The organism is Rhodovulum sp. 12E13, assembly GCF_003340565.1.
In the GTDB taxonomy this organism is placed as follows: Bacteria; Pseudomonadota; Alphaproteobacteria; order Rhodobacterales; family Rhodobacteraceae; genus HLUCCA09.
In genome coordinates this window covers 246141-272824 of record NZ_QPLK01000003.1, presented here as the reverse complement: position 1 = coordinate 272824, position 26684 = coordinate 246141, and the positions used below count along the sequence as shown (strand labels likewise).

At 74.0% G+C, this 26684-nt stretch carries 19 protein-coding genes; 6 read left to right on the top strand and 13 right to left on the bottom strand.

Annotated elements, in window-relative coordinates:
• Positions 1-127: 127 nt before the first annotated feature.
• Positions 128-2233, top strand: coding sequence for a 3'-5' exonuclease (locus tag DLJ49_RS04510; protein WP_115392320.1), 2106 nt, complete (start codon positions 128-130; stop codon positions 2231-2233).
• 484 nt (positions 2234-2717) lie between these two features.
• Here DLJ49_RS04510 and DLJ49_RS04505 read toward each other — a convergent pair whose 3' ends face one another.
• Positions 2718-4094, bottom strand: a complete 1377-nt coding sequence (locus DLJ49_RS04505) for an FAD-binding oxidoreductase (RefSeq protein WP_115392319.1) — start codon at positions 4092-4094, stop codon at positions 2718-2720.
• Positions 4095-4338: 244 nt separating this feature from the next.
• Here DLJ49_RS04505 and DLJ49_RS04500 point away from each other — a divergent pair, with 244 nt between their 5' ends.
• Complete coding sequence (locus DLJ49_RS04500) at positions 4339-5970, top strand: chloride channel protein (RefSeq protein WP_233488734.1); 1632 nt, start codon at positions 4339-4341, stop codon at positions 5968-5970.
• Between the two features lie 539 nt (positions 5971-6509).
• Here DLJ49_RS04500 and DLJ49_RS04495 read toward each other — a convergent pair.
• The 3 genes from DLJ49_RS04495 to cobT form a co-directional block, all read right to left on the bottom strand.
• Complete coding sequence (locus tag DLJ49_RS04495; RefSeq protein ID WP_115392317.1) at positions 6510-6857, bottom strand: DUF427 domain-containing protein; 348 nt, start codon at positions 6855-6857, stop codon at positions 6510-6512.
• Positions 6858-6939: 82 nt separating this feature from the next.
• Positions 6940-8733, bottom strand: a complete 1794-nt coding sequence (locus tag DLJ49_RS04490) for an aminopeptidase P family protein (RefSeq protein ID WP_115392316.1) — start codon at positions 8731-8733, stop codon at positions 6940-6942.
• Positions 8733-10637, bottom strand: a complete 1905-nt coding sequence (cobT, locus tag DLJ49_RS04485) for a cobaltochelatase subunit CobT (protein WP_115392315.1) — start codon at positions 10635-10637, stop codon at positions 8733-8735. Before cobT ends, DLJ49_RS04490 begins: the two co-directional genes overlap by 1 nt.
• Before the next feature lie 159 nt (positions 10638-10796).
• On the opposite strand from cobT, the gene putA reads away from it, so the two are divergent.
• Positions 10797-14267: a bifunctional proline dehydrogenase/L-glutamate gamma-semialdehyde dehydrogenase PutA gene (putA, locus tag DLJ49_RS04480; protein ID WP_115392314.1), complete on the top strand. Its 3471-nt coding sequence runs from the start codon at positions 10797-10799 to the stop codon at positions 14265-14267.
• Positions 14268-14471: 204 nt separating this feature from the next.
• On the opposite strand, the gene DLJ49_RS04475 is transcribed toward putA, so the two are convergent.
• From DLJ49_RS04475 to DLJ49_RS22825, 8 genes are all read right to left on the bottom strand, one after another.
• On the bottom strand, positions 14472-15335 hold the full coding sequence (locus tag DLJ49_RS04475) for an urea carboxylase-associated family protein (protein WP_115392313.1): 864 nt from the start codon (positions 15333-15335) through the stop codon (positions 14472-14474).
• A gap of 348 nt (positions 15336-15683) precedes the next feature.
• Entirely contained in the window at positions 15684-16160 is a 477-nt protein-coding gene (locus DLJ49_RS04470; RefSeq protein ID WP_115392312.1) for a hypothetical protein, read from the bottom strand.
• 70 nt (positions 16161-16230) lie between these two features.
• Positions 16231-16794, bottom strand: a complete 564-nt coding sequence (locus tag DLJ49_RS04465) for a hypothetical protein (RefSeq protein ID WP_115392311.1) — start codon at positions 16792-16794, stop codon at positions 16231-16233.
• Between the two features lie 53 nt (positions 16795-16847).
• Positions 16848-17081 (bottom strand): hypothetical protein, encoded by a 234-nt coding sequence (locus tag DLJ49_RS04460; RefSeq protein WP_158547389.1) that lies wholly within the window; start codon positions 17079-17081, stop codon positions 16848-16850.
• Between the two features lie 286 nt (positions 17082-17367).
• Positions 17368-17781 carry a hypothetical protein gene (locus DLJ49_RS04455; protein WP_147277260.1) on the bottom strand — a complete coding sequence of 138 codons (414 nt, stop codon included), beginning with the start codon at positions 17779-17781 and terminating at the stop codon, positions 17368-17370.
• Positions 17782-17999: 218 nt separating this feature from the next.
• Positions 18000-18968: a serine/threonine dehydratase gene (locus tag DLJ49_RS04450; RefSeq protein ID WP_115392308.1), complete on the bottom strand. Its 969-nt coding sequence runs from the start codon at positions 18966-18968 to the stop codon at positions 18000-18002.
• Positions 18965-19957, bottom strand: coding sequence for a cobaltochelatase subunit CobS (gene cobS / locus DLJ49_RS04445; protein ID WP_115392307.1), 993 nt, complete (start codon positions 19955-19957; stop codon positions 18965-18967). The genes DLJ49_RS04450 and cobS overlap by 4 nt, the downstream gene beginning before the upstream one ends.
• Positions 19958-20345: 388 nt before the next feature.
• Complete coding sequence (locus DLJ49_RS22825) at positions 20346-20912, bottom strand: DUF4177 domain-containing protein (RefSeq protein ID WP_115392306.1); 567 nt, start codon at positions 20910-20912, stop codon at positions 20346-20348.
• A 252-nt stretch (positions 20913-21164) separates the two neighbouring features.
• On the opposite strand from DLJ49_RS22825, the gene DLJ49_RS04435 reads away from it, so the two are divergent.
• From DLJ49_RS04435 to DLJ49_RS04425, 3 genes are all read left to right on the top strand, one after another.
• The gene (locus tag DLJ49_RS04435) at positions 21165-23027 is read left to right on the top strand and encodes an ABC-F family ATP-binding cassette domain-containing protein (RefSeq protein WP_115392349.1); all 1863 of its coding nucleotides are present in this window, start codon (positions 21165-21167) and stop codon (positions 23025-23027) included.
• 217 nt (positions 23028-23244) lie between these two features.
• A complete protein-coding gene (locus tag DLJ49_RS04430; protein WP_115392305.1) occupies positions 23245-23877 on the top strand; it encodes a MarC family protein in 633 nt (210 codons plus the stop codon).
• A gap of 164 nt (positions 23878-24041) precedes the next feature.
• Positions 24042-24632 (top strand): retropepsin-like aspartic protease family protein, encoded by a 591-nt coding sequence (locus tag DLJ49_RS04425; RefSeq protein WP_369932485.1) that lies wholly within the window; start codon positions 24042-24044, stop codon positions 24630-24632.
• A 176-nt stretch (positions 24633-24808) separates the two neighbouring features.
• Here DLJ49_RS04425 and DLJ49_RS04420 read toward each other — a convergent pair whose 3' ends face one another.
• The gene (locus DLJ49_RS04420) at positions 24809-26671 is read right to left on the bottom strand and encodes an ABC-F family ATP-binding cassette domain-containing protein (RefSeq protein WP_115392304.1); all 1863 of its coding nucleotides are present in this window, start codon (positions 26669-26671) and stop codon (positions 24809-24811) included.
• Positions 26672-26684 lie beyond the last annotated feature (13 nt).

Sequence of the window (26684 nt, the reverse complement as noted above, 5' to 3'; positions counted from 1 at the left end):
GAAACGCCCGCGAGCGCCCGGCCCGCCGAGCCGGCCCCCGATGCAGGCTCTGCGCACGGCGCTGCCTCCGCGCCCGACCCGGAGGACCCGCCGAGCGCGGAGGCCACCGCGCCCGGAGGCCGCAGGGATGATTGACCCTGTCGCCCGGCTTGGCCTGCGGCTGCGGGTCTTCCTGCTCTTCGCAGCCCTCGCCGCGGGTATCCTGACCGCGCTCGGCGGGGGGCTGTGGCTCGGTCTCTCGCGGCTCGACGAGTCCGGGCCCGCAGGCGCCATTGTCACCGCGGGCCTCGTCGCCGGATTCGGCATCCTCGGTCTGACGGCCTGGATGTGGATGCTCTTCGACGAGCACGTGGCGCGCGCCTCCCAGCGTCTCGCCGCCGCCCTGCGCGCCCGCACCCATGCCGGACTCGACCGTGCGCTCGACCCGGACGACGCGCGCTATCTCGGCGATCTCGCCCCGGCGGCACAGGCCGTCGCCGGCACGCTCGCCGAGACGCGCAACGCTCTGGCCGAGGCGGTAGAGCGCGAGACCACCCGCCTCGCCGTCGAGAACGCCCGCCTGCAGGCGCTCCTGGCCGACGTGCCGGCGGGGGTCCTGCTCTGCTCGGCCGACCACCAGATCGTCTTCTACAACGGTCCCGCCGCCGCGCTTCTGACGCAGGAGCGCGCGCCGGGCCTCGACCGGGCGCTCACCGATCATCTGCGCCCCGGCCCCCTGGAGGCCGCCCGCGCCCGCCTTGCCCGCGCCGCGCCCGGCACCGCGACCGACCTCATCGCCACATGCGCCCAGTCGGGCGAGGTGCTCGCGGGCCGGATGCGCCTGCTCGAGCTGCCCCAGCGCCGCGCCGGAGCGCCGGGCTACGTGCTGACGCTGCGCCCGGTGACCGCCGATCTCGCCCTCCATGCCGGGCGCGAGGCGCTGCTCGAGGAGGTGTTCGAGCGCATCCGCCGCCCCGCGGCCAACCTCCAGACGGTGCTCGCCGCAGGCGCGGCGGCCGCGCCCGAGGGCCGTGCTGCCCTGCTCTCCGAGGCCGAACGGCTGGCTGCGGCGATCACCGAGCTCGGCGATCGCTACGACGCCGCCCGCGGCGCCTGGTGGCCGATGGCCGAGACGCGCGCCGCCGACCTGGCCGACGGCATCGCCGCGCAGGCCGAAACGGCAGGGGTGGCGCTGACCGTCACCGAGCCCGATCCCGACCTCGCGCTCCGCTGCGACGCCTACCAGCTCGTCTCGCTCGCCGCCCATCTCGCCGAGCGCCTCGCCGCCCGTCCCGATGCCCGCGCCCTTGCGCTCGCGCTCGCCCCGGACGAGGCGGGCGGCGTGCTGCTGACGCTCACATGGGAGGGGGCGGTGCTGCCCCTCGGCGATCTGGAGCGCTGGCTGGCCGAGCCGCTGGAGGTCGGGCTGGCCGACGTGACGGGCCGCTCGGTGCTCGCGGCCCACGGCACCGAGGCCTGGCCAGAGCGGCGTCCTGACGGGGGCGCCCGCCTCTGCGTGCCGCTTCCCGCCCCCGCGGCGGCGTCGCCCCGCCGCCCGGCCGAGGCCCGCCGTGCCGTCTACGACTTCGACCTGATGGACCGTGCCCCCTCGGGCGAACTGGCCGAGACGCGGCTGAGCGACCTCACCTGCGTGGTCTTCGACACCGAGACGACGGGCCTTCTGCCCTCGTCGGGGGACGAGATCGTGCAGATCGCCGCCCTGCGCATGATCGGGGGGCGGCGGGTGGAGGGCGAGAGCTTCGAATCGCTCGTCGATCCGCGCCGGTCGATCCCCGCGGCAGCGAGCGAGGTGCATGGCATCACAGGGGCGATGGTGGCAGGAGCGCCCCCGATCGAGACGGTCGCACGCCGGTTCCACGCCTTCGCAGAGGGGGCGGTGCTGGTGGCGCACAACGCGCCCTTCGACCTCGAATTCCTGCGCCGGCACGAGGCGGCGTCGGGCGTGCGCTTCGATCACCCGGTGCTCGACACGGTGCTGCTGTCGGCCGTGGCCTTCGGCCAGTCCGAGACGCACACGCTGGATGCGCTGACCGAGCGGCTGGGCATCGAGATCCCGCCCGAGGCGCGGCACACCGCCATGGGCGACACGATCGCGACGGCCGCGGCGCTCGAGCGTCTTCTTCCGCTGCTCGAGGCGCAGGGCTGCGTGACCTTCGGCCAGACGCTCGCCGCCGTGCGCCGCCATGCGCGCCTTCTGCGCGACGCCAACGCGTCCGAACCCGCCCCGGCCTGAGCCGCGTCCGCCCGCGCGGACCGCGCCGGTCGTGCCTGCCGCCCTCTGACGCGCCTGACGCGGCCGTGAAAGCGACCGTTCGGCAGACGCGCCTGCCGCCGCGCCTGCCGCCGCCTCGGACGCCCCCCGGCGCCCGCTGCCGGCTGACCCCGCTGAACCGGCCCGGCGAGCGACCGTTCGGCAGACGCGCCGGCCGCGCCGCCCGCGCAAGCGCCGCTCGCCTCGCGCCCGCGGCCGGGCCCAACCGCGGGAGCGCCCGCCAAGGCGCACCGGAGGGCGGGGGGGGGCGCCCCGTCGATCCCTCCCGTGCACTGGCGCTGACGAGGCGCCCCGCCGCCGGGAGGCATCGAGCCGGTCCCGCCCGCTGCGCAGGTCGTCCCGGCGTCCTCCCGAGGGATGGCCCTGTGTCGTCCGCCGGTCTCACGAGCCCGAGCCGCTTCTGGCTCGCGCAGCCGCCGCGCGCGCCCGGGCCGAGCCCCCGCGCTCAGCGGTCCTGCGGCACCACCTTGCCGGGGTTGAGAAGGCCGGCCGGGTCGAGCGCGCGCTTGATCGCGCCCATCACGCCCCAGGCGGCGCCATGTTCGGCCGCCATGTGCTTGAGCTTGCCCATGCCCACGCCGTGCTCGCCGGTCACGGTGCCGCCGAGGCGCAGGGCGCGGTCGGCCATGCGCTCGGCCAGCCGCGTCGCCACCTCCCATTCCTCGGGCCGGTCGGGGTCGACCAGAAGGGCGGCGTGGACGTTGCCGTCGCCCACGTGGCCCACCAGCGGGCCGGGGATGCCGCTTGCCGCGATGTCCTCGCGCGTCTCGGCGATGGCCTCCGCCATCCGCGAGATCGGCACGCAGAGGTCGGTGACGATGGCGCGCGCGCCGGGCCGCGAGGCCACGATCGCCCAGTAGGCCCCGTGCCGCATCTTCCACAGCGCCGAGCGCTCCTCGGGCAGCGACGACCAGCGGAAGCCCTCGGCGCCGCCCTCTGCCGCAAGCTCGCCGAAGCGTGCCGTCTCCTCGGCGACGCCCGCCTCGGTGCCGTGGAACTCCACCAACAGGTGCGGCGCCTCGGGCAGTCCGAGGCCGTCGCGGGCGTTCACCGCGGCGACCGATTCGGCGTCCATGTACTCGATGCGGGCGGGCGAGAGCCCATACTGGATGCAGGCGATCACCGTGTCGATGGCCGCGGCGTCCGACGGGAAGGCGCAGGTCGCCGTCGAGACCGCCTCGGGCTGCCCGTGAAGGCGCAGCGTGAGCTCGGTGATCAGCCCGAGGGTGCCCTCGGAGCCCACGAAAAGGCCGGTCAGATCATAGCCCGAGGCCGACTTGCGCGCGCGGCTGCCGGTGCGGATCACCTCGCCGGAGGCCAGGACCACCTCGAGCCCCAGCACCTGCTCGCGCATCGTGCCGTAGCGCACCGCCGTCGTTCCGCTCGCCCGGCAGGCCGCCATCCCGCCCAGCGTGGCATCCGCGCCCGGATCGACGGGGAACATCAGACCCGTGGCCTTGAGCGCCTCGTTCAGACCCGTGCGCGTGAGGCCGGGCTGCACCGTGCAGTCCATGTCCTCGGCGCTGACCCGCAGCACCCGGTTCATGCGGGAGAAATCCACCGCCACGCCTCCCTTCGCGGCGAGCGCGTGGCCCTCGAGCGAGGTGCCCACCCCCCAGCCCACCACCGGCATCCCGAGCCGGGCGCAGTGCCTGACGATCTCGGCCACCTCTTCGGCGGTCTCTGGGTAGACGACGGCGTCGGGCGGGGTGAGGGGAAAGTGGCTCTCCGAGGTGCCGTGCGCCTCGAGATCGGCGCGGGCGGTCACGAGGCGGGGACCGAGCACATGGCCGAGCTCCGCGATCGCCTGGTGCATGGTCATGGCCGCCTCCCCGTGCAATGGTCGCGCCACGATACCTAAGCCACGGCCGCAGCGGAAGAAAGGGCGGCGGCTCGGCGCCCCGGCGCCGACGGCCGTTCCCGCGCGGCCCCCGGCGGGTCGCATGTGCCGGCAGGACCACGCGACGCGCCGGGCCAACGACGATACGGGCGTGACCGGACGAGAGAGACAGCGCAGACCCGACAGGCTTCCCCTCGGGCGGACGACGGGCGACGCATGGCAAAGCCTGCGCGGCGCGCTCCGCGCGGTGCGCGCCGAGGGGCCGGCGCAGGTGCGCTTCTGGTTCATCGCGCTCGCCGTCGGCGTCGCGGCCGGCGCGGCGGCCGTCCTGTTCCGGCTGTCGATCATCTGGCTGCAGGGCTTCGTCTACGGCGCCGAGGACATTCGCCGCATCCATTCCTTCGCCGAGACGCTGCCGTGGTGGTGGCTGGTCGTCGTGCCCGCGGCGGGCGGCCTCGTGGTGGGCCTGGTCCTCGATCGCTTCACCGGCGACGGGCGGGTGCGTTCGGTCGCCGACGTGATCGAGGGCGCAGCCCTCCACGAGGGGCGGGTGGAACGGCGCGAGGGGCTTGCCTCGGCCGCCGCCTCGCTCATCACGCTCTCGACCGGCGGCTCGACGGGCCGCGAGGGGCCGGTGGTGCATATCGCCGGGCTGATCGCGAGCTGGGTCTCCGACCGCATCCGCGCCGATGGGATCACCGGCCGCGACCTGCTCGGCTGCGCCGTCGCGGCGGCGGTTTCGGCCTCGTTCAACGCGCCGATCGCCGGCACGATCTTCGCGCTCGAGGTCATCCTGCGGCACTACGCCGTGCACGCCTTCGCCCCCATCGTCATCGCCTCGGTCGCGGGCACGGTGATCGGGCGGTCGGTTTTCGGCAACGTCACCGAATTCACGCTGACGCCCGATACCGGCCTCGACTTCTACGTCGAGTTGCCCGCCTTCCTGATCCTCGGACTCGTCTGCGGTCTGGTGGCGGTGGCGCTGATGCAGGCGATCTTCTGGACCGACGACATCGCCTCCTCGGTCTGTGCCCGCGCGCGCGTGCCACGTTGGCTGCGCCCGGGCCTCTCGGGCGTGGCGCTGGGCGTGATGGCGATCCAGTTCCCGCACATCATCGGCGTGGGCTACGAGACGACGACGCGCGCGCTGACGGGCGATCTGACCTTCGCCGCGGCGGTGATCTTCTGCGCGGTCAAGATCGCGGCGGTGGCCATCACCATGGGCGGGCGCATGGGCGGCGGCGTCTTCTCGCCCTCGCTGATGGTGGGGGCGCTGACCGGGCTCGCCTTCGGCCATGTCGCGGTGGGGCTCGCGCCCGAGATGTCGGGCAGCGCGACGCTCTATGCGCTGGCCGGGATGGGAGCGGTGGCGGCAGGCGTGCTCGGCGCCCCGATCTCGACCACGCTGATCGTCTTCGAGCTGACCGGCGACTGGCAGACGGGCCTCGCGGTGATGGTCGCCGTCTCGACCTCGACGGCGATCGCGAGCCGGGCGGTCGACATGTCGTTCTTCATCACCCAGCTCGAGCGGCGCGGCATCCGCTTTGCCGCCGGGCCGCAGGCCTACCTGATGTCGCTGCATACCGCGCAGAGCCTCATGCGGCCCAAGGACGGGCCGCGCGCCGCCTCCGAGGCGGCCTGCCTCGAGCTCATGGCCCAGGGCGTGTGGCTGCCTCAGGAGGCGACGCTGGAGGACGCGCTGCCGATGTTCGACCGGGAGGGCAACGCCTTCCTGCCCGTCGTGCGCCAGCGCAAGGGCGAGGCGGAGCCCGACCTGCTGGGCGCGCTCTTCCATGTCGACGCCCTGCGCGCCTACAACCGCGCGCTCGCCGAGACCGCGGCGGAGGAGCACTCCTGACGGAAAGGAACGGCGCCGGGGGTGCTCCCGCCTCCGCTCGGCGCCTGCGCGCCTCGCTGCGTTGGGCCCGGCAGCCGCTGGTGCGGCTGCGGGCGCGCCACCCCGGCGCGGGCGCGCGGATGGGACGGGAGGGCGCTCGGGCTCACCGGGCGCCAGGCCCTTGGCGCAGGTGACGGCGGCGTGCGAGGGGGTGACGAGGGGCGCCTGACGGCGCCGCTCGGGCAGGCGTTGCGACGACGGCGGGGTGGACGCTGCGGTGCGGGGCCGCTCGGGGCAGGGCCGCTCGGGGCGCGCCTGCTCAGCCGGCGCGATCGGGTCGGGGGAGGGCATGGACCGTCGGACCCGTCAAGCCGGTCCCGACGGCCGCGCTCGGTGGAGCGTGTCCCCGTCGCTGGCCCCCGTCGCTGGCCCCTGTTGCTGGCCACCGTTGCTGGCCCCCGTTGCTGGCCCCAGTGGCTGGCCCTCGTCGCGAGCTGCCGTCGCGGGCCGCCGCGGCGCGCGCCGCTCTCCGGCAGCCTCGTGCCGCGGGGCGCGGCCCGTCAGAGCTGCTCGACGGTCACCTCGTCGGTGCCGGTGTAGAAGGCAAGGTGCCCGGCGATGCGGGCGACGTCCTCTTTCGGTGTCTCGTAGGACCAGGCGGCGTCGGACAGCGACCGACTCTTGGTGACGATGGAGTAATGCGTCGCGTCGCCCTTGTGGGGGCAGTGGCTGACCCGCGTGCCGGGCTCGAGGAAGGCCATCGCGATGTCCTCGCGCGGAAAGTAGACGACCGGCGGGTAGTCGCCCTCGCGCAGCTCGAGCGCCCGCGTGGTCTCGCCGATGACGGCGCCGCCCGCGCGCACCACCCAGGTGCCCGGTGCCTTGGAAATGGTGATATGGTCGGCCATGCTGCCCTCCCTCGAGCCTCGCGCGGTGTCGCCCGCGCCCTGCCGGCCTGACGCCGGCGTGTGACGGTTTCGTGTCGCCGCGTCAGAGCGGCGCGGTCGCCCGCGCGAGCCAGTCGGCCACCGCGCCCTCGACCAGCGGCCCGACCCTGGCGCGGATCTCGGCGTGGTAGGCATCGCACCAGGCGGCCTCGTCGCGGTCGAGCATGTCCCGGTCGACCAGGCGACGGTCGATCGGAACCCAGGTGAGATTGGCGAAGGCGAGCATCTCGCGCGCGTCGCCCCCTTCCAGTTCCGCGGCCGGCACCACGTGGACGATGTTTTCCAGCCGGATGCCCCACTCGCCGGCGCGGTAGTAGCCCGGCTCGTTCGACAGCACCATACCCGGCTCGAGCGCCACGTCGGAGACGCGCGACAGCCGCTGCGGCCCCTCGTGCACCGACAGGGCCGCGCCGACGCCGTGGCCCGTGCCGTGGTCGTAGTCGCGCCCCGCGCGCCAGAGCGCGATGCGTGCCAGCGCGTCGAGGTCGCGGCCCGCCAGCCCGCGGGGCCAGCGTGCGCGGTGGATGGCGACCAGGCCCTTGAGCACCTGCGTGAAGGCGGCGCGCTGGGCGTCGGTCACGGGGCCGGTGGCCACGGTTCGGGTGATGTCGGTCGTGCCGTCGACGTATTGACCGCCCGAGTCGATCAGCAGCAGCTCGCCGGGCGTGACGGGGGCGTTCGTCTCCTGCGTGACACGGTAGTGGACGATGGCGCCGTGCGGCCCGGCCCCGCAGATCGTGTCGAAGCTGATCTCGACGAGTTCGGCCGCGCGACGGCGCTCCTCCTCCAGCCGCGTCACCACGTCGATCTCGGTGAGCGCGCCGGTGGGCGCGGCCTCGTCCAGCCAGGCGAGGAAGCGGCACATGGCGGCGGCGTCGCGCAGGTGGGCAGCCTCCATCCCGGCGATCTCGGCCGGGGTCTTGCGCGCCTTGGGCAGCAGGCAGGGGTCGGGTCCGTGGACGGGCTCGGGCAGGGCGCGCTCCACCGCCACCGGCGCCGAGGCCGGGTCGATCCGCACCGGGCCGGTCAGCTCGGAGAGGCGGCCGGCGAAGGCCTCCGGCGGATGCAGGGCGACGTCCTTTCCGAGATGGGCGCGCACCTCGGCGGTGAGCTTGGCGGGATCGGCGAAAAGCTCGACCAGGCCGGTCTCGTGCAACAGCGCGAAGGCGTGGGGCACCGGGTTGCAGCGGATGTCGGAGCCGCGGATGTTGAGCAGCCACGCGATGCTGTCGGGCGAGGTGAGCACGGCGGCCCCGTGGCCGGCATGGGCGAGCTCGGCGGCGAGGCGGGCGCGCTTGTCGGCGTGGCTCTCGCCCGCGAGCGAGTCGGGGTGGACGCGGAACGCGCCGCGCGGCGGGCCCGGCTGGTCGGGCCATGTCGCATCGACGAGATTTATTGATTCCCGGCAGGTTATCCCGTGATCTTCACCCTTTGCGCGAAGATCGGCGATCTCCCTGACCGTGTGCAGCCAGGGGTCGAAGCCGACCGTGCCGCCGCCCGGCAGACGCTCCGACAGCCAGTCGGCGAGCTTCGTCTGCGGCCAGGGGACGGGCGTGAATGCGGCGGAATCCACCTGCTGCCCGGCCTGCAGCGTGTAGCGGCCGTCGACGAACAGGCCCGCCTGATCTGCCAGGACGGCGCAGAAACCCGCCGAGCCGGTGAAGCCCGTCAGCCAGGCCAGCCGCTCGTCGCGCGGCGCCACGTATTCGCCCTGGTGCGCATCGGCCCGCGGTACCAGAAAGGCGTCGACCCCTTCGGCCACCATCGCCTCGCGCAGCGCGGCGAGCCGCGGCGGCCCCTGCTCGGGGCGGGTCAGGCTCTCGAAGCTCTGGAACATCAGCCTGCCTTCCTCATCCCGGTGTGGCGCATTCCCGCGTGCCTGAGCCCGGCGAAGCGGGCGCGGGCGCGGGGATCGGTATCGAACAGCGCGGCCAGCTGCTCGGTCATGGCGCCGGCGAGCTGCTCGACATCGGTGATCGTCACCGCCCGGTCGTAGTAGCGCGTCACGTCGTGGCCGATGCCGATGGCCAGAAGCTCGACCATCCGCTTGCGCTCGATCATCGCGATCACGTCGCGCAGATGCTTCTCGAGGTAGTTCGAGGGGTTCACCGAGAGGGTGGAGTCGTCGACCGGCGCGCCGTCGGAGATCACCATGAGGATCTTGCGCGCCTCGCCCCGCGCCCCGAGCCGGCGGTGCGCCCATTCCAGCGCCTCGCCGTCGATGTTCTCCTTCAGCAGGCCCTCCTTCATCATCAGGCCGAGGTTGTCGCGCGACCTGCGCCACGGCGCGTCGGCGGGCTTGTAGACGATGTGGCGCAGATCGTTGAGCCGGCCCGGCCCGGCGGGCCGCCCCTCGGCCAGCCATCGCTCGCGGGCCTGCCCGCCCTTCCACGCCCGCGTCGTGAAGCCGAGGATCTCGACCTTGACCGCGCAGCGTTCCAGCGTCCGCGCCAGCACGTCGGCGCAGATCGCGGCGATCGAGATCGGCCGGCCGCGCATCGAGCCGGAATTGTCGAGCAGGAGCGTCACCACCGTGTCGCGGAACTCGGTATCCTTCTCCACCTTGAACGACAGCGGCGTTGTCGGGTTGGCGACCACGCGGGCGAGGCGCCCCGCGTCGAGGATGCCCTCCTCGCGGTCGAACTCCCAGCTGCGGTTCTGCTGCGCCTGGAGCCGGCGCTGCAGCTTGTTGGCGAGCCGCCCCACAGCGCCCTTCAGCGGGTCGAGCTGCTGGTCGAGATAGGCGCGCAGCCGCTCCAGCTCCTGCGGCTCGGCGAGGTCGGTCGCCAGGATCTCCTCGTCGAACTCGGGCGTGTAGACGGCATAGGCCGGATCGGCCTCGGAATGCGGGGCAGGGGGCGGCGGCTCGAGGGGCGCCTCGCCCTCGGGCAGCTCCGACTGGTCGTCGAGCTCGGCCTCGGCGGCGTCGTCCAGCGTCACCTGCGCTTCGGCGGGGTCGTCCTGCGTTTCCTGGTCGCGGTCGGGAGCGGCGTCGGCGTCCTCCTGGCTGTCGTCCTCGTCCTCGCCCTCCTGCGGGCTCTCCTCCTCGTCGGCCGAGGCATCTTCCGACTGGTCCTCGTCGTCGGCGGTGTCGGGGTCGTCGCCCAGCTGGTCGCCGTAGCCGAGATCCTCGATGACGCGGCGAGCGAAGCGTGCGAAGGCGGCCTGGTCGGTCAGGCAGGTCTCGAGGTCGGGCAGCGTCTCGGCGGCCGAGCCCTCGAGGTGCTCGCGCCAGAGGTCGAGCACGTTCTGCGCGCCCTCGGGCAGGGGCCGGCCGGTGGCGAGCTGGCGGATGAGATAGCCCGCCGCCACCGCCAGCGGCGCCTCGGTGGCAGTGTCGATCCGGGCGTAGCCACGCCGCTCGGCCTCGGCGCCGATGCGGGCGTCGATGTTGCCGGCGGTGCCGGGCATGGTGCGCGCGCCCACCGCCTCGCAGCGGGCCGTCTCCATCGCGTCATAGAGGTCGCGCGCCATCTGGCCCTGGGGCAGGTAGCGCGCCGCCACCCCCTCGTCGTGGTACTTGCGCCGAAGGGCGTAGGCGTCGGCCGTGCCGCGGGCGAGCAGCACCTCCTGCGGGGTCATCCGGCGCGAGATCTGCGGCAGGCGCAGCGCGTCGCCCGACAGGCCCGGCGGGTCGACCGAGTAGGTCACGCCGAGCTCCGGGTCGTCGGCCATCACGCGCGTGGCTTCGGCCAGCGCCTTCTTGAACGGTTCGGACGGGTTGTCGTCGCGTCGGCTCATCCGGCCCCCCTTCGTGCTGAGGCGCAATCTAGACCGGCGGGGCGGCGGGCGCCATGGGGGCAGGGGGAGAGAGGCGCACGCAGCCCCGTCCGCCGTCGGCCGGCCGATGCTCGCCCTTGCCGGTTTGACTTCGCGTCGCACGGGGCCCACCCTCGGAGCATGAACGAGACGCGCACCCTCCCCGCCTCGCCAGACGTCGACCCGCGCGACGACGACGCCGTCGACCTCGCGCCGCTGATCGCCGCGCACGGGCCCGTGCCGGAGCTGCGCGCGGCCACCCAGGCGCGCGCCGAGGCGTTGGTGCGCGCCATCCGCGAAGAGGGGCACCCCTCGATCATGGAGAAGTTCCTCGGCGAATACGGCCTGTCGTCGGAGGAGGGCGTGGCGCTGATGTGCCTTGCGGAGGCGCTTCTGCGGGTGCCCGACGCCGCCACGATCGACGACCTGATCGAGGACAAGATCGCAGGCAGCCGGTGGGACGCGCATCTCGGCCAGTCCGAATCGAGCCTCGTCAATGCCTCGACCTGGGGTCTCTACCTCACCGGCGCGGTGCTGCGCGAGGAGCGCTCGGGCAGCCTCGCCGACACGCTGCGCGGCGCTGTCCGGCGCCTCGGCGAGCCGGTGATCCGCACCGCCGTCACCCGCGCGATCCGCGAGATGGGCCGCCAGTTCGTGCTCGGCACCACCATCGAGGGCGCGATGAGCCGCGCCCGCGGCTTCGCCGCCAGGGGCTACACCTTTTCCTACGACATGCTGGGCGAGGCGGCGATGACCGACGCCGACGCGCTGCGCTACCACGCCTCCTACGCCCACGCGATCGCGGCGATCGCCGCCGAGGCGGGCGGCGACATCCGCGACGCACCCGGCATCTCGGTCAAGCTCTCCGCCCTCCACCCCCGCTACGAGACGCGCCAGCGCGAGACGGTGATGGCGACGCTTGTGCCGCGCCTCGCCTCGCTCGTGCACCAGGCGAAGGAGGCGGGGATCGGCCTCAACATCGACGCAGAGGAAGACTCGCGCCTCGACCTGTCGCTCGACGTGATCGAGAACGTCGTGGCCGACGAGGCGCTCGCCGGGTGGGACGGTTTCGGCGTGGTGATCCAGGCCTACAACCGCCGTGCGGCGCAGGTCATCGACCGTGTCCACGCCATGGCCGAGCGCCACGACCGCCGGATCATGGTGCGCCTCGTCAAGGGCGCCTACTGGGATACCGAGATCAAGCACGCGCAGGTCACCGGGCTCGACCGCTTCCCCGTCTGGGTCACCAAGCCCGCGACGGATGCAAGCTATCTGTGCTGCGCGCGCAAGCTGCTGGGATGCGACGATCGCATCTACCCCCAGTTCGCCACCCACAACGCCCACACCGTCGCCGCGGTGCAGGAATACGCCGAGGCCGCGGGCGTCACCTCGTTCGAGTTCCAGCGCCTGCATGGGATGGGCGAGGCGCTCTACGATCACGTGCTCAAGGGCAACGCGCATCGCTGCCGGGTCTACGCCCCCGTTGGCCACCACCGCGACCTGCTCGCCTACCTCGTGCGGCGCCTTCTCGAGAACGGCGCCAACTCGTCCTTCGTCAACCAGATCTTCGACGCCTCGATGAGCCCCGCCGAGATCGCGGCCGACCCGTTCGCCGCCGTCGAGGCCGGGCTTGTGCGGCCCGCCCGCATCCAGCTCGCCTCAGAGCTCTTCGCGCCCGCCCGCCGCAACTCGCGCGGCTGGGATCTCGACGACCCAGAGACGGTCGATCTTCTGGCCGAGGAAGTGGCCCGCCGCGCGGGCGGCGACTGGCACGCGGGCGAGGGCGAGGGCACCGAGACCGCCGTTCTCAACCCCGCCACGGGCGAGAGGGTGGGCACGGCGATCTTCGCCACCGCCGATGCTGCCCGCGCTGCCGTCGCCGCGACGCGGCCCTGGGACGCACCCGTCGAGGAGCGTGCCGCCGCGCTCGAGCGCGCGGCCGATCTCTACGAGGCGAACGCCGCAGAGATCTTCGCCCGCTGCACCCGCGAGGCCGGCAAGACCCTGCTCGACGGCGTGGCCGAACTGCGCGAGGCGGTCGACTTCCTGCGCTACTACGCCGCCGAGGCCCGGCGGCTCGACGCGGCGGGCGAGACGGTCGCGGGCCGCGGCGTCTTCGCCTGCATCTCGCCCTGGAACTTCCCGCTCGCCATCTTCACCGGTCAGATCGCCGCCGCGCTCGCCGCCGGCAACGGCGTCGTGGCCAAGCCCGCCGAGACCACCCCGCTCACCGCCGCGCTCGGCGTGGCGCTGATGCACGAGGCGGGCGTGCCGGCGGATGTCCTGCGCCTCGTGCCCGGCACCGGGGCCGAGGTGGGCGCCGCCCTCGCCGCCGATCCCGGCGTCGCGGGCCTCGCCTTCACCGGCTCCACCGCCACGGCCAAGCGCATCGAGGTCGCCCGCGCCGAGGCCGCGCCGGGCGCGCCCCTGATCGCCGAGACGGGCGGCCTCAACGCGATGGTCGTCGATTCCACCGCCCTGCCGGAACAGGCGGTGCGCGACATCGTGGCCTCGGCCTTCCAGTCGGCCGGGCAGCGCTGCTCCGCCGCGCGCATCCTCTACGTGCAGGACGAGGTGGCCGACGATCTGATGGCCATGCTCTTCGGCGCGATGGAGGCGCTGGTGATCGGCGACCCGGTCGACCCTGCGGTCGATGTCGGCCCCGTCATCGACGAGACCGCGCTGGCGAAGATCGCGGCCCATGTCGAGGCCGCCCGCGCCTCGGGCCGCCTGCTGAGGCAGGTCGATCCGCCCGATCTGCCCGGCACCTTCGCCGGGCCCGCCGCCATCGCCGTCTCGGGCATCGAGGATCTCGAGGAAGAGATCTTCGGCCCGGTCCTGCACATCGCCCGCTACCGCGCCGAGGATCTCGACCGCGTGGTCGACGCGATCAACGCCAAGGGCTACGGTCTGACCTTCGGCATGCATTCGCGCATCACCGACCGCATCGAGCAGGTGGTCGCGCGCATCTCGGTCGGCAACGTCTACGTCAACCGCAACCAGATCGGCGCCATCGTGGGCTCCCAGCCCTTCGGCGGGCACGGCCTGTCGGGCACTGGGCCCAAGGCCGGCGGCCCCCGCTACCTGCCGCGCTTCACGGCCGCCCCGCAGGTCGGTCTGCCCGCCGAAACCGCCGCCGAGGCGCACCCCGAGGCCGACCCGCAGCGGCTGGCCGGGGCGCTGGCCGCGCTGGCCGTGCCCGCGCTCGACCCGGCGGGGCTGGCCGACCTGCCCGGTCCCACCGGCGAATCCAACCGCTACGGCACCGTGGGGCGCGGCCCCGTCCTCTGCCTCGGACCCGGCGCCGCCCGCGCCGAGGAGCAGGCCGCCGCCGCCCGCGCGGCCGGGGCCGCGGCCCTCGCCGCCGCTCCCGGCTCGCCCGAGATCGACGGCCACGTGGCCCCCGAAGCGCTCACCGCGCTGCCCGCTCTCGCGGCGGTCGTCTACGAGGGCGACGATCCCGCGCCCTACGCCCGCGCGCTCGCCGCGCGACAAGGCCCCATCGTGCCGCTGCTCACGGGCGCCGACTTCGCCCGCTGGTGCGTGCGCGAGGTGGCCGTCAGCGTCGACACCACAGCCGCCGGCGGCAACGCCGACCTCCTCGCCGGCTGACCGAGGCCCGCCGGCCGGCGCTCCATGTGCGCGCGCCCGGGTGACGGCAGGGTCTCGGCACGCCGGCCGACGCCCGGCGCCGCGCGCGCTGCTTCTTTCTGTTCGAAATACGCACGGCCCGCCGCGGCCCCCCGGCGCAACGCCGGGTCGGGGCGACGCGGGGTAAGGGCCACGCCGGGTCGGGGCGACGCGGGGTCGGGGCGCCTAGGTGCCGTGGCTTCGGTCGTAGGGCACGGGCTCAGGCGGCTGCCAGTCGTCCTCCGCGCCCTCGGGCAGCGTGTCGACCTCGATCACGAGCGGGTGGCAGGCCGCCGCGTCGGAGGAATGCTCGGCCGAGCAGTCGCCCCCCGGGCAGGCCGACAGCCCCACGAGAAGGTCGATGCCGGCCACGAACTCCAGGAAATCGCCCGGGCGCACCGGGCTCGCCTTCATGAAATACTGGTGCGTGTCGGCGGTGAAGCCCGTGCACATGAAGACGTTGAGCACGTCGTGCACCAGCCCCTCCGCAACGTCGAGATCCAACGCCCGCGCGGCGGCCAGCGCGCGGGTCAGGTTCGAGTGGCAGCACTGATGATAGTCCGCCCCGCCCAGCAGGCGGGCCGTGTAGGGGTCGCAGCGGGTGCCGATCACGTCGTGCACCGAGGCGCCGTCGGCGTCGAAGCCGTACCAGTCGAGGCTGTCCGCGATGATCGTCGCCATCGGCCGCAGGTGCGGAAAGCTCGACCACAGCCGGTCGCCGGTCGACAGGTGGGTGCCGTGCAGCGCCCGCGTCTTGCCGGCGTAGAATCGCTCGGTCAGGTCGCGGGCGTTCCACAGGTTGAGGTCGCCCACCTGCGGCCCGCCGGTGCAGACGATGCGAAAGACGGCGCCGGCCGGCACCTCGATGCAGGCGGCGTCGCGCGGGGCGGCCACGACCGACCGTCGCTGCGTCAGCCGCGCCTTGCGGGCGCGCAGGCCGGCAAGATCCACCGGGGGCAGCGTGTCGGGCCGATAGGCCACGACGGGGCGGGCGGCGCGGCGCGCGGCGGCATCCCCCGGCGCGGCATGGTGCGGCTGGCGAAGCTTCATCCTCGCCGCTCCGTCCGGGTGTGCCGCGGCAGATCCGTGGGCCGGGCCAGGCGGTCGGGCCCGGCAGGGTGCCGGCCGGCGCCGGCGATGGCGCCCGCGCGCAGGCGTGGCCCTCGTCGCCACGCCGGACCGGGGAGAACGCGGACAGGCGCCGGCGACGCCCGGTGGGGCGCCCCACCTTTCGCGGCGTGCCTGAGGTCCGGAGGGGTCTCTCGAGTCGGTCGCGGCATGGCTCCTTGTGACACGAAGGATCGGCCAACGGCCAGCCCCGCCGCCCGCCGCTGCGGCGTTCGGCTGCCGCGCGGGGCGACGTAGCCCGAGGACATGCAGCACCGCGGCGAGAGGGCGTCAAAGGCCGTCGAGCAGCCCGCCGCAGGTCGCGTTGTCCTGTGCCCAGAGCGGATCGCGCGACCACGGCCGGCCAGTCGCGGCGATCATCGCGTGGTAGCGGGCGAGGTAGAGGCGGGCGAGCGCGTCGATGTCGACCTCGGCCGACACCCGTGCCGAGGGCCACGCCTGGCCGAACTCCTCGGCCCGTTCCAGCGAGGCGCGGCGGTGGAGCGCCGCCTCGACCTGGCTGGCGTAGTCCCACCTTGTCTCGCCGAGTGCCTGCCGCCCGGCATGGAGCCGCACCGATCGGTAGAGCCCCGCGCAGCGCGCCCAGGCGTAGGAGCGGCCGGCCATGGGGGCCGCCGCCTCGGCCGCGGCCTCGAACGCGCGGCGGTCGCGCGGCTCCTGCGCCTGCGCCACCGCGGGGGCGGGCAGCGCAAGCGCGATCAGTACCATGATCGCCGTCGCGGTGAGGATGAATCTCAGCCGTGTCATGGCGCCAGAGTGCCACCGTGCCCGGGCCGCAGGCGAGCGGAACCTTAACCGATGGTTAACGCTCCTGCGCTCAGCGCTGCGCTGCGCCCGGCTCCGCGCTCAACTCCGGGTCCGGTGCCCCCTGTCCGGCCTGCGGGGCGTCGCTGCGGCCGGCGGCGCCGAGGCTCTCGAGCAGCAGGCCGCAGGCGCGCAGGTCGGTCTCCACCAGCGGGTCGTCCCACCAGCGGTCGGCGTCCCGCTCGGCCAGCGTCTCGAAGCGGCCGGTGTACAGTCGCCCGAGCGCCGCGATGTCGCCCTCCACCTGGGCGCCCACCTGCACCCGGCGCAGCCCCGTCCGCTCGACCCGGGCGCGCGCAGCCTCGTCGATGAGCGCCCGCTCGCCGGGAGTGGCCGACGCGCGCTCGGCCGCCCCGTCGGTGGACCGCGCGGCGAGCCGCAGCGCCCGGTACAGGGCGGCGCAGCGGAGATAGGGGTAGGACGGCCCCGCCGCCGGCACGACAGCGCGCGCCTCAGCCTCGAACGTGCCCCGGTCGGCCAGATCGGCCGCGGCGAGGGCCGGGGTGGCCGCCGCGACGGCGACCGCGAGGTACATGGCGGGCAGGCAGGACGGCAGGAGGGGGCGAAGGCGACTCATCGGCGGCATCCTGACAGCGTGGCCCTCCGAGCGCGAGGGCCCGCGCCGCGCCGTCACTCCTCGTCGGCCGCCCCGCCGCACAGTGCCGCGTGCCGCGCCCAGAGCGCCGCCGCGCGGGGCGAGGTGGCGCGCTCTGCCGAGAGCCGCTCCATCGCCGGTCGGGTCCGTGCGATGAAGCGTTCGGTAAAGGCACGGTCGTCCCCCGCCGCCTCGGACAGGGCGCGGAAGGGCGCCGCACGGTCCGGGTGTCCCGCTCCCGCCCAGAAGGCGGCGCACTGGGCCGCCACGCGGGCCCGGGCCGGGTCTGTCCCGTCGCCGGGTGCCGCGTCGAGCGGCGCGGACGGCAAGGCTGCAAGGAGCGCGGCGAGCAGGGCGGCAGCGAAGAGCGGACGAGGCGGGAAGCATGGCACGGCGCGAACCTCGCACGGCACCGGCGGCGGGCGCAAATGGCAAGGCGTCGTGGCGCGGTCACGGGCAGGGGCGCCCCCGGCTTTTCCGCCCCGACCACGCGTGCCGGAGGCGCCCGCCCTCCCCCTGGCGGTGCGGCGACAGCGGGTGCGCCCCGACCTTGCGTCAGGCCCCCAGCAGAAGCCGGTCGCAGGCCGCGCGGCTCTCGGCGGCGGCGTCGGCCGCCCGCGCCCGGCGGCCCGCGTCGGGATGGAAGGCCGCGTCGGACAGGCGTGCCCGCTGCGCCATGCGCGCCTGGACCGTCCGCGCCCTGAGGTCGATCTCCGAAGGTGCTGGGCCCGAGGCGGTGGCGAGGTGCGGTGCGACGGCCTCGGCCAGGGCGCGAAAGGCGGCCTGCCGTGCCGCGGCCGCCTCGGCCTCTGCCCCGTCGGACAGGCGCCGATGCGCGGCCTCTGCGGTGTAGGTGCCGATACAGGTGGCGAAGGCCTCGGCCCGCCCGCCTGGGCTGAGCGGCATGGCGACGGCCGGCGCCGCGAGGGCCGAGAGGAGGGCGAGCACGATCGTCACAACCCTGCACATGGATTGAACGATAATCGTAAAAGGCTGCCAATCAATTAATCGTTTCGTCAATTCGGGGTGCGTGACCCGCACGCATCGCCGGTCCGGCCGGGGCGCGCTGCTCGGAGGGGTAGGGGGCAGGGCAGGGACGGCGCCAAGGCGCCGCAGCGGACGGCAGGCCATGCCGCGTCTAACGCGGGGGCGCCGGGAAGGTTTCGGGCCGTGCGCCCGGGCGCGTGCTAGCCGGCGCCGTCGGCCAGCATCCAGCCCGGTTCGACATTGGCGCCGCACATCAGCAGGCCGAGGCGCTCGCCCCGCGCCGGCGCCCAGGCGCCCGAGATCAGCGCGGCAAGGGTGGCGGCGGCGGCCGGCTCCACCACGAGGCGCGCGGCGTCCCACAGGCGGCGCCCGGCCTCGACCACCTCGGCGTCAGACACCACGCAGGCGTCGCTCACATGCGCCGCCACCACCGCCCCGGGAACGAGGCCGAGCGACGGCCCGCCGAGCGATCCGGCGGCGATCCCGGTGGGCTGGATCGTCACGCCCGGCCCCTCGGAGAGCGTGCGGGCCAGCGTCGCCGTCCCCTCGGTCTCGACCGAGACGACACGGGTGCGGCCCGCATACCAGGCGGCGATCCCCCCGATCAGCCCGCCTCCTCCGGTCGAGACGAGTAGGGTGTCGAGCGCCTCCTCCTCCTCGATCTCGGCCGCAACAGTGCCCTGGCCGCACAGCGTCGGCGCCGTGTCGTAGGGGTGGACCGACAGCGCGCCGGTGCGCTCGGCATGGTCGGCGTATTGCGCCAGCACGTCGGCGACCGAGCCCTCGGCCACGATCACCTCGGCGCCGAAGGCGCGCATCCGCTCCAGCTTTTCGGGCCGGGCGATTGCGGCGGGCACGTAGACGGTGGAGCGGTGGCCGAGAGCGGTCGCCGCATGGGCCACCGCCGCGCCGTGGTTGCCGCCCGAGAAGGCGACGATTCCGGCCTCGGGCACCTCGCGCGAAAGCAGGTTGTTGAAGGCGCCGCGCACCTTGAACGAGCCCGTCACCTGCAGGTGCTCGAGCTTGAGCGTGACGGGGAAGGGCAGGCCCAGCGCCCCCGCCTCGAGCCGCAGCAGCGGCGTGCGCCGCACATGCGGGCGGATGCGGGCATACGCGGCGGCGATGTCGTCGCGGGTGGGGATGACGGGCGCGCGGCCCTCGACGGTCATCGGCCCGCAGCGGCGGCCGAAACGGCGCTCTCGGGCAGCTCCTCGTCGAAGCAGCGCTGGTAGAACTCCGCCACCGTCTGCCTCTCGAGCTCGTCGCACTTGTTGAGGAAGGTCAGGCGGAAGGCGTAGCCGACATTGCGGAAGATCAGCGCGTTCTGCGCCCAGGCGATCACCGTGCGCGGGCTCATCACGGTGGACAGGTCGCCGTTCATGAAGGCGGTGCGCGTCAGGTCGGCCACCGTCACCATCTGGCTCACCTGCCGGCGGCCCTTCTCGGTGTTGTAGGTCGGCGCCTTCGACAGCACGATTGCCGTCTCGGCGTCGTGGGAGAGGTAATTCAGCGTGGCGACCAGCGACCAGCGGTCCATCTGGCCCTGGTTGATCTGCTGGGTGCCGTGGTAGAGGCCCGTCGTGTCGCCGAGGCCCACGGTATTGGCCGTGGCGAACAGGCGGAACGAGGGGTGCGGCGTGATCACCTCGTTCTGGTCGAGCAGCGTCAGCTTGCCGTCGGCCTCGAGCACCCGCTGGATGACGAACATCACGTCGGCGCGGCCGGCGTCGTATTCGTCGAACACGATGGCGCAGGGATTGCGCAGCGCCCAGGGCAGGATCCCCTCCTGGAACTCCGTGACCTGCCTGCCGTCGCGCAGCTTGATCGCATCCTTCCCGATCAGGTCGATCCGGCTGATGTGGCTGTCGAGATTGACCCGCACGCAGGGCCAGTTGAGCCGGCTCGCGACCTGCTCGATATGGGTCGACTTGCCGGTGCCGTGGTAGCCCTGGATCATCACGCGGCGATTGTGCGAGAAGCCGGCGAGGATCGCGAGGGTGGTGTCGGGGTCGAACTTGTAGGTCGGGTCGCGCTCGGGCACCCGCTCGGTCGGCTCGGCGAAGCCCTTGACGTCCATGTCGGTCTCGACGCCGAAGACCTCGCGCACCGAGATTTCCTCGGTCGGCCGTGCCTGCGCCTCGCTCATCCCGTCCGCCATGCTGGCTCCTTTCGTCCTGCGGTGGCCGTGCGTCTCCGCTCGCCCGGGGCGCGGCCGGCCGCGTGCGGGAGTGCAACATATCGCGGAAGGCTGCAAGGGGAAGGCCGGGAAAGGGCCGGCGGGCGCGCGGGCCGATGCGTGCGATCGGCGCCGACCCCTGCCGGTGGCCCTGCTCAGGACATCCGCCGCACTTCCTCGCGCACGCCATGCGACATGCCCGTGGCAAGGGCGCACTGCCTGCGTGGTTCCTGTCCGGATCCGCCTGCGCCGCATCCGTGGCGCGGCGGCGCATGGGGGGCCGCGCCGCGCCAGGGAGCGCACCCGCGCCCGAACGGCCGTTGCGAAGGGCGGTCAGACGATGCTTTGCGCCAGCGCGAACCGGCGCAGGCTACTCGGCGGCGAGGCCGCCCCCCCGGCCGCGCGCGCCGTCGTCGTCGTCTCCGGAGGCACCCCGGGGCGATCCGGCGCGGTAGGTTCTCAGGGCCGCGGCGGCTGCGCGCGCGGCCTCGGAGGTGTCGCTCGGCCGCCCCGTCGCGCCTGCGGTCGCGCCGTCGCTTGCGTCGGGCGCGCCGCGCGTCAGCGGCGGCTCGCGGTGATGGCCGGCCTCGGCGGCGGTGGCGGCGAGCGGCGCGCGCCATTCCGGGCGGGCCTCGCCCCCCTCTTCCGGAAGGGGCGCGGCCAGCAGGCCCGAGATGGCCGGTGCCGCCTCGTCTTCGGCCGCCCCGAGGGGGCGACGGAACACGAGCATGTTCTGGTAGGTCGTGGTGCGCCCGGTCAGGCCGGTCCGCTCCTCGCAGGGCAGCGTGTCGGCGCGGACATACTCCCACCCCTCGGCGCCGAGCTCGTTCATGAGAGTTTCCAGCGCATGGGCGAAACGCCCGGCCGTTCCCTTCACGCCGCGCGCCTTGCGCCCCTGCACGGGCGCCGGCACGACCTTGTACTCGTAGCGCGTCATCGCGTGGCTCCCAGCCTCACCCCGAATCGCGGTTTAGCCGAGACGGGCGCCGCTGTCCAAATCGGCGAGGGCGCCGGGCGACCGGCAGCCGCCCCCCTTGCGCGGGCCGCGCCCGGCGCCGTTCGCCCTGGGCGGCGCTACCGGCGCGCTCTCGGGGGCGCTCTCGGGGCGCTGCCGCGGTCTCCGGCCGCGGTGGGGGCTGCGCGCCGCCGGCGAATTGACAGCATGCCGGCGGCGGTGTCACACGCCCGCATGCTGCGCATCGATGACATCTCCTACTCGGTCGAGGGCCGCCCGCTGTTCGAGGCGGCCTCGGCCACCATTCCCGCCGGTCACAAGGTGGGGATCGTCGGCCGCAACGGCGCGGGCAAGACCACGCTCTTCCGCCTGATCCGGGGCGAACTCGCCCTCGAGGGCGGCCGGATCGAGCTGCCCGCCCGGGCGCGGATCGGCGGCGTCGACCAGGAGGTGCCCGGCAACGAGGTGTCGCTCCTCGATACGGTGCTCGCCGCCGATACCGAGCGCGCGGGCCTGCTCGCCGAGGCCGAGACGGCCGCCGACCCCGCCCGGATCGCCGACATCCAGACGCGGCTCGCCGACATCGACGCCTGGTCCGCCGAGGGCCGCGCGGCGGCGATCCTCAAGGGTCTGGGCTTTACCGACGCCGAGCAGGCGATGCCGTGCTCGGCCTTCTCGGGCGGCTGGCGGATGCGGGTGGCGCTGGCCGCCGTGCTGTTCTCGGCGCCCGACCTGCTGCTGCTCGACGAGCCGACGAACTATCTCGACCTCGAGGGCGCGCTCTGGCTCGAGAGCTACCTCGCCCGCTACCCCCATACCGTGCTCGTCATCAGCCACGACAGGGGGCTGCTGAACCGCGCGGTCGGCCATATCCTGCATCTCGAGGATCGCAGGCTCACGCTCTATTCCGGCCCCTACGACACGTTCGCCGAGACGCGCGCCGCGCGCATCGCCGTGGCCGAGGCGGAGGCGAAGAAGCAGGAGGCCCGGCGCGCGCACCTGCAGAGCTATGTCGACCGCTTCCGCTACAAGGCCGACAAGGCGCGGCAGGCGCAGTCGCGCCTCAAGATGCTCGCGCGGATGAAGCCGATCGCCACCCCGCAGGAGGCGGCCCTGCGCGCCTTCACCTTTCCCGCGCCCGAGGAGCTCGCGCCGCCCATCGTGCAGGCCGACGCCGCTGCGGTGGGGTATGACGGCTGCGCGGTGCTCTCGCGCCTGTCCCTGCGCATCGACCAGGACGACCGGATCGCGCTCCTGGGGCGCAACGGCGAGGGCAAGTCGACGCTGGCCAAGCTGCTGTCGAAGCGCCTCGACCCGATGGAGGGGCACCTGCGCTTCACCCAGAAGCTGCGGGTCGGCTACTTCGCCCAGCACCAGGTCGACGAGCTGCGGGTGGAGGAAACCCCGCTGGAACACCTGCGCCGCGACCGCCCGGGCGAGGAGCCGAAGCGGCTGCGCGCCCGCCTCGCGGGGTTCGGGCTGACCGCCGCGCAGGCCGAGACCGAGGTCGGCCGGTTGTCGGGCGGGCAGAAGGCGCGGCTGTCGCTCCTGCTGGCGACGCTCGACGCGCCGCACATGCTGATCCTCGACGAGCCGACCAACCACCTCGACATCGAGAGCCGCGAGGCGCTGGTGGAGGCGCTCAACGCCTATACCGGCGCGGTGATCCTCGTCAGCCACGACATGCACCTTCTGTCGCTCGTGGCAGACCGGCTGTGGCTGGTGAAGGACGGCCGGGTGACGGCCTGGGACGGCGACCTCGAGAGCTACCGGATGATGCTGCTGGGGCAGGATCAGCCGGTGGCAGGGCGCAAGCCCGCGAAGGCAGCGGCCAGGCCGGCCCGGCCCTCGCACGCCGATCTCAAGGAGATGCGGGCCGAGCTGCGGCGCTGCGAGGCGCGGATGGAAAAGCTCGAGGAAATGCGCGACGAGCTTGCCCGCCGCCTCGGCGACCCGTCCGCCTACGAGGAGGGGATGGAGGCCCGGCGCGAGGCGTGGCAGGCGAAGTACGCCGAGGTAATGGAGGCGATCGACAAGGCCGAGGCGCTCTGGATGCGCGCCGCCGAACGGCTGGAGGCGGCCGAGGAAGCGGCCTGACGCAAGGGCGGCGCGCCTCGCGCGGGCGGCAGCCGCGATCGGGGGGCGCTGCCCCCGTCGCCCGTGCCGGGCGACTCCCCCGGGATATTTGAGGCAAGAAGAAGGAGGGCCGGGCGCGTCGCCGCGGCCCGCCGGCGAGGACGCGGTCGCGGGTGCGGAGCGGGAGGGGAGAGAGCGCTTGAGCCGGCACGGAGGTCGGTCTAGGGCGGTCTTCGGCATGGACCCGACCTTCCTCCTCTCGGCCTTCGTCACGCTCTTCGTCGTGATCGACCCCATAGGCATGGCCCCGCTCTTCGTGGCGCTCACCGCGGGCGAGACGGGCGCGCGGCGGCGGGCGATCGCCCTGCGGGCCTGCCTGATCGCGCTGGGGCTGCTGACACTGTTCGGGCTGGCGGGCGAGGCGGTTCTGGGCTTCGTCGGCATCTCGATGCCCGCCTTCCGGATTGCCGGCGGGATCCTTTTGTTCCTCACTGCGCTCGACATGCTGTTCGACCGGCGCACGCGCCGGCGCCAGCAGAGCGCGGAGGACGACGACGATCGTCCCGATCCCTCGGTCTTTCCGCTCGCCATCCCGCTGATCGCGGGGCCGGGCGCCATCGCCTCGATGATCCTGCTGGCCGGGCAGGCCCCGGCGGACGGGCGCGCGCTGCACCTTGTCGGCGTGCACCTCGTCATGGCGGCGGTGCTGGCGCTGGTGCTGCTGTTGTTCCTCGCCTCGGGCCTGATCGAGCGGGCGCTGGGGGCGACCGGCATCCTGGTGGTCACGCGACTCCTGGGCATGCTGCTGGCCGCGCTGTCGGTGCAGTTCGTGCTCGACGGGATCGAGGGCGCGGGGCTCATCCCGGCCTGAGCGGGCCGATCTTGACCGGAGCCGCGTGCCCGCCGCCCGGTGTCTCGGTGCACGGCGGCCCATGCGCCGCGCCCATGCATGCCGGCTCTGGCAGCCTGTCGCAGGCCGCCCTATCTGTGAGACCGGGGCGGCGACCGCGCCCGGCCACGACGAGAAAGGCCACCATGCCCGAGATGACCGGCGAACAGACCGCCTCGCTTCTTTACCTCGTGCTGCTCGGCTCGGTGCTGGCCGGCTACTTTTTCCTCTCGCACCGGCAGAGCCTCGGGCAGGGGTTGCGGCAGGCGGGCCTGTGGGCGCTGATCTTCATCGGCGTGATCGCGGGCTATGGATTGTGGTCGGATCTGCAGGGGACGGTGACCCCGCAGCAATCGGTGTTCACCGACGAGGGGCGCGTGGTCGTGCCGCGCTCGGCCGACGGGCACTACCGCATGGTCCTCGAGGTCAACGGCACGCCTGTCCGCTTCGTGGTGGATACCGGCGCGACCGACATCGTGCTCTCGGCCGACGACGCCCGCCGCGTCGGCCTCGACCCGAGCGAACTCGCCTTCGTGGGCGCGGCGCGCACGGCCAACGGCATGGTCTCGACCGCCCGCGTCTGGCTCGACGAGGTGCGCCTTGGCGGCATCGCCGACACGGGCGTGCCGGCGGTCGTCAATGGCGGCGAGATGACCGGCTCGCTGCTTGGCATGACCTATCTCGATCGCTTCAGCGAGGTGCGCATCGGGGGCGGCGCCCTGACGCTGGTGCGCTGACGGCCCCTGCGGGTCGCGCGTTCCGGCAGGATCGGGCGCGGGTGAGCAAGCCCACCGGATCGACGCCTCTCGCCCGAGGCCGGTCGGCAGGCGCCCGGCCCGACCGAAGTCGGGGCGCCCGGCCCGACCGGCCCGACCGGGGGCGGAAAGCAGGCCGACTCGCAAGGCGGTTGGCGTCAGCCGCCCGCCGCTTCCGCCTTCTCCTCCAGCGCCAGCCACTCCTCCTCGGCGGCCGACAGTCGGGCCTGACGCTCTGACAGTGCCTCCGTCGCCTTGGCGAACTTGACCGGTTCGCGGGTGTAGAGGCCCGAATCCGACAGCAGCGCCTCGAGCTTGCCGATCTCGGCTTCCAGACGTTCGATCTCGCCCGGCAGCGCCTCGAGCCGGTGCCTTTCGGTGAAGCTGAGCGCCGGCGCAGGGCCAGCGGGCCCGCGGTCTGGCGCGGGGGCGGCGGGCGCCTTGCTGCGCGTCGCCGTTCGTGCCGGCTTCGCCTTTCCCGCCGGTCCCACAGAGGCCGGCCCGGCCCCGCCCGCCGCCCGCTGCGCCTGCATGTCCGACCAGCCGCCGGCATAGACGACCGCGTGCCCGTCGCCCTCCATCGCCACGGTCGTCGTCGCCGTCCGGTCGAGGAAGTCGCGGTCGTGGCTGACGAGGATCACCGTGCCGTCGAACTCCGAGACGAGCTCCTGCAGCAGATCGAGCGTCTCGATGTCGAGGTCGTTCGTGGGCTCGTCGAGCACCAGCAGGTTCGCGGGGTGCGCCATGAGCCGCGCCAGCAGGAGCCGCGCCTTCTCGCCGCCCGACAGCGCCCGGACGGGCGCGCGGGCCTGCTCGTCGGTGAAGAGAAAGTCGTTGAGGTAGCTCACGACGTGGCGGGGCTCGCCCCGCACCATCACCTGGTCGGCGCGGCCCGAGATGCGCATGGCCGGGTCGCCCGTCAGGCTCTCCCACAGCGTCGCGTCGGGGGCGAGCGCCGCTCGGGCCTGGTCGAACACGGCAAGCTCGATATTCGTGCCCATCCGCACCTCGCCCGTGTCGGGGGCGAGCTGCCCGATCATCATCTTCAGGAGCGTCGTCTTGCCCGCGCCGTTCGGCCCCACCAGCGCCAGCCGCTCGCCCCGGCCCACCCGGATCGAGAAATCGCGCACGACCGGGCGGTCGCCGTAGCTCTTGGAGATGCCGCGCGCCTCGACCACCAGCTTGCCGGTCTTGCCGGACGAGCCGAATTCCATCGCCGCCGTGCCCTGCCGCCTGATCTGCGCGGCCCGCTCGGCGCGCATCTCCTGCAGGCGTCGCACGCGGCCCTGGTTGCGCTTGCGCCGCGCGCTGATTCCCTCGACGGCCCAGCGCGCCTCCGACCTGATCCGGCGGTCAAGCTTGTGGGCGGCGGCGTCTTCCTCGGCCCACACCTTCTCGCGCCATGCCTCGAACGCCTCGAACCCCGCCTCCTGCCGACGCACCGTGCCGCGGTCGAGCCAGAGCGTGGCGCGGGTAAGGCGGCTGAGGAAGGCGCGGTCGTGCGAGATCAGCACGTAGGCGGCCCTGGTCGCGGCCAGCCGCTCCTCGAGCCACTGGATCGCGCCGATGTCGAGGTGGTTGGTGGGCTCGTCGAGGAGCATCAGGTCGGCCTCGGCGGCGAGCAGGCGCGCGAGCGCCGCCCGGCGCCGTTCGCCGCCCGAGGCGCGCGCAGGGTCAGCCGCGAGCGCCAGCCCCAGCCCCTCGGCGGCCGCCTCCACCCGCCACGCCTCGCCCGGCTCCAGCCCGGCGCTCGCGAAATCGCCGAGGGTGGCGAAGCCGGTCAGGTCGGGCTCCTGCTCCATGTAGCCCACCGACACGCCGGCGGGCACGACGCGGGCCCCGGCATCGGGCTCGACCAGCCCCGCCATCACCCGAAGCAGCGTCGACTTGCCGGAACCGTTGCGGCCCACCAGCGCCACCCGGTCGCCCGGCTGGATCACGAGATCGAGGCCGTCGAACAGCCGGTCGGCCCCGAGGCCGAGGGAGACGTCGGTGAGTTGCATCAGGGGAGCGCGCGCCATGGCCGCGAGCTAC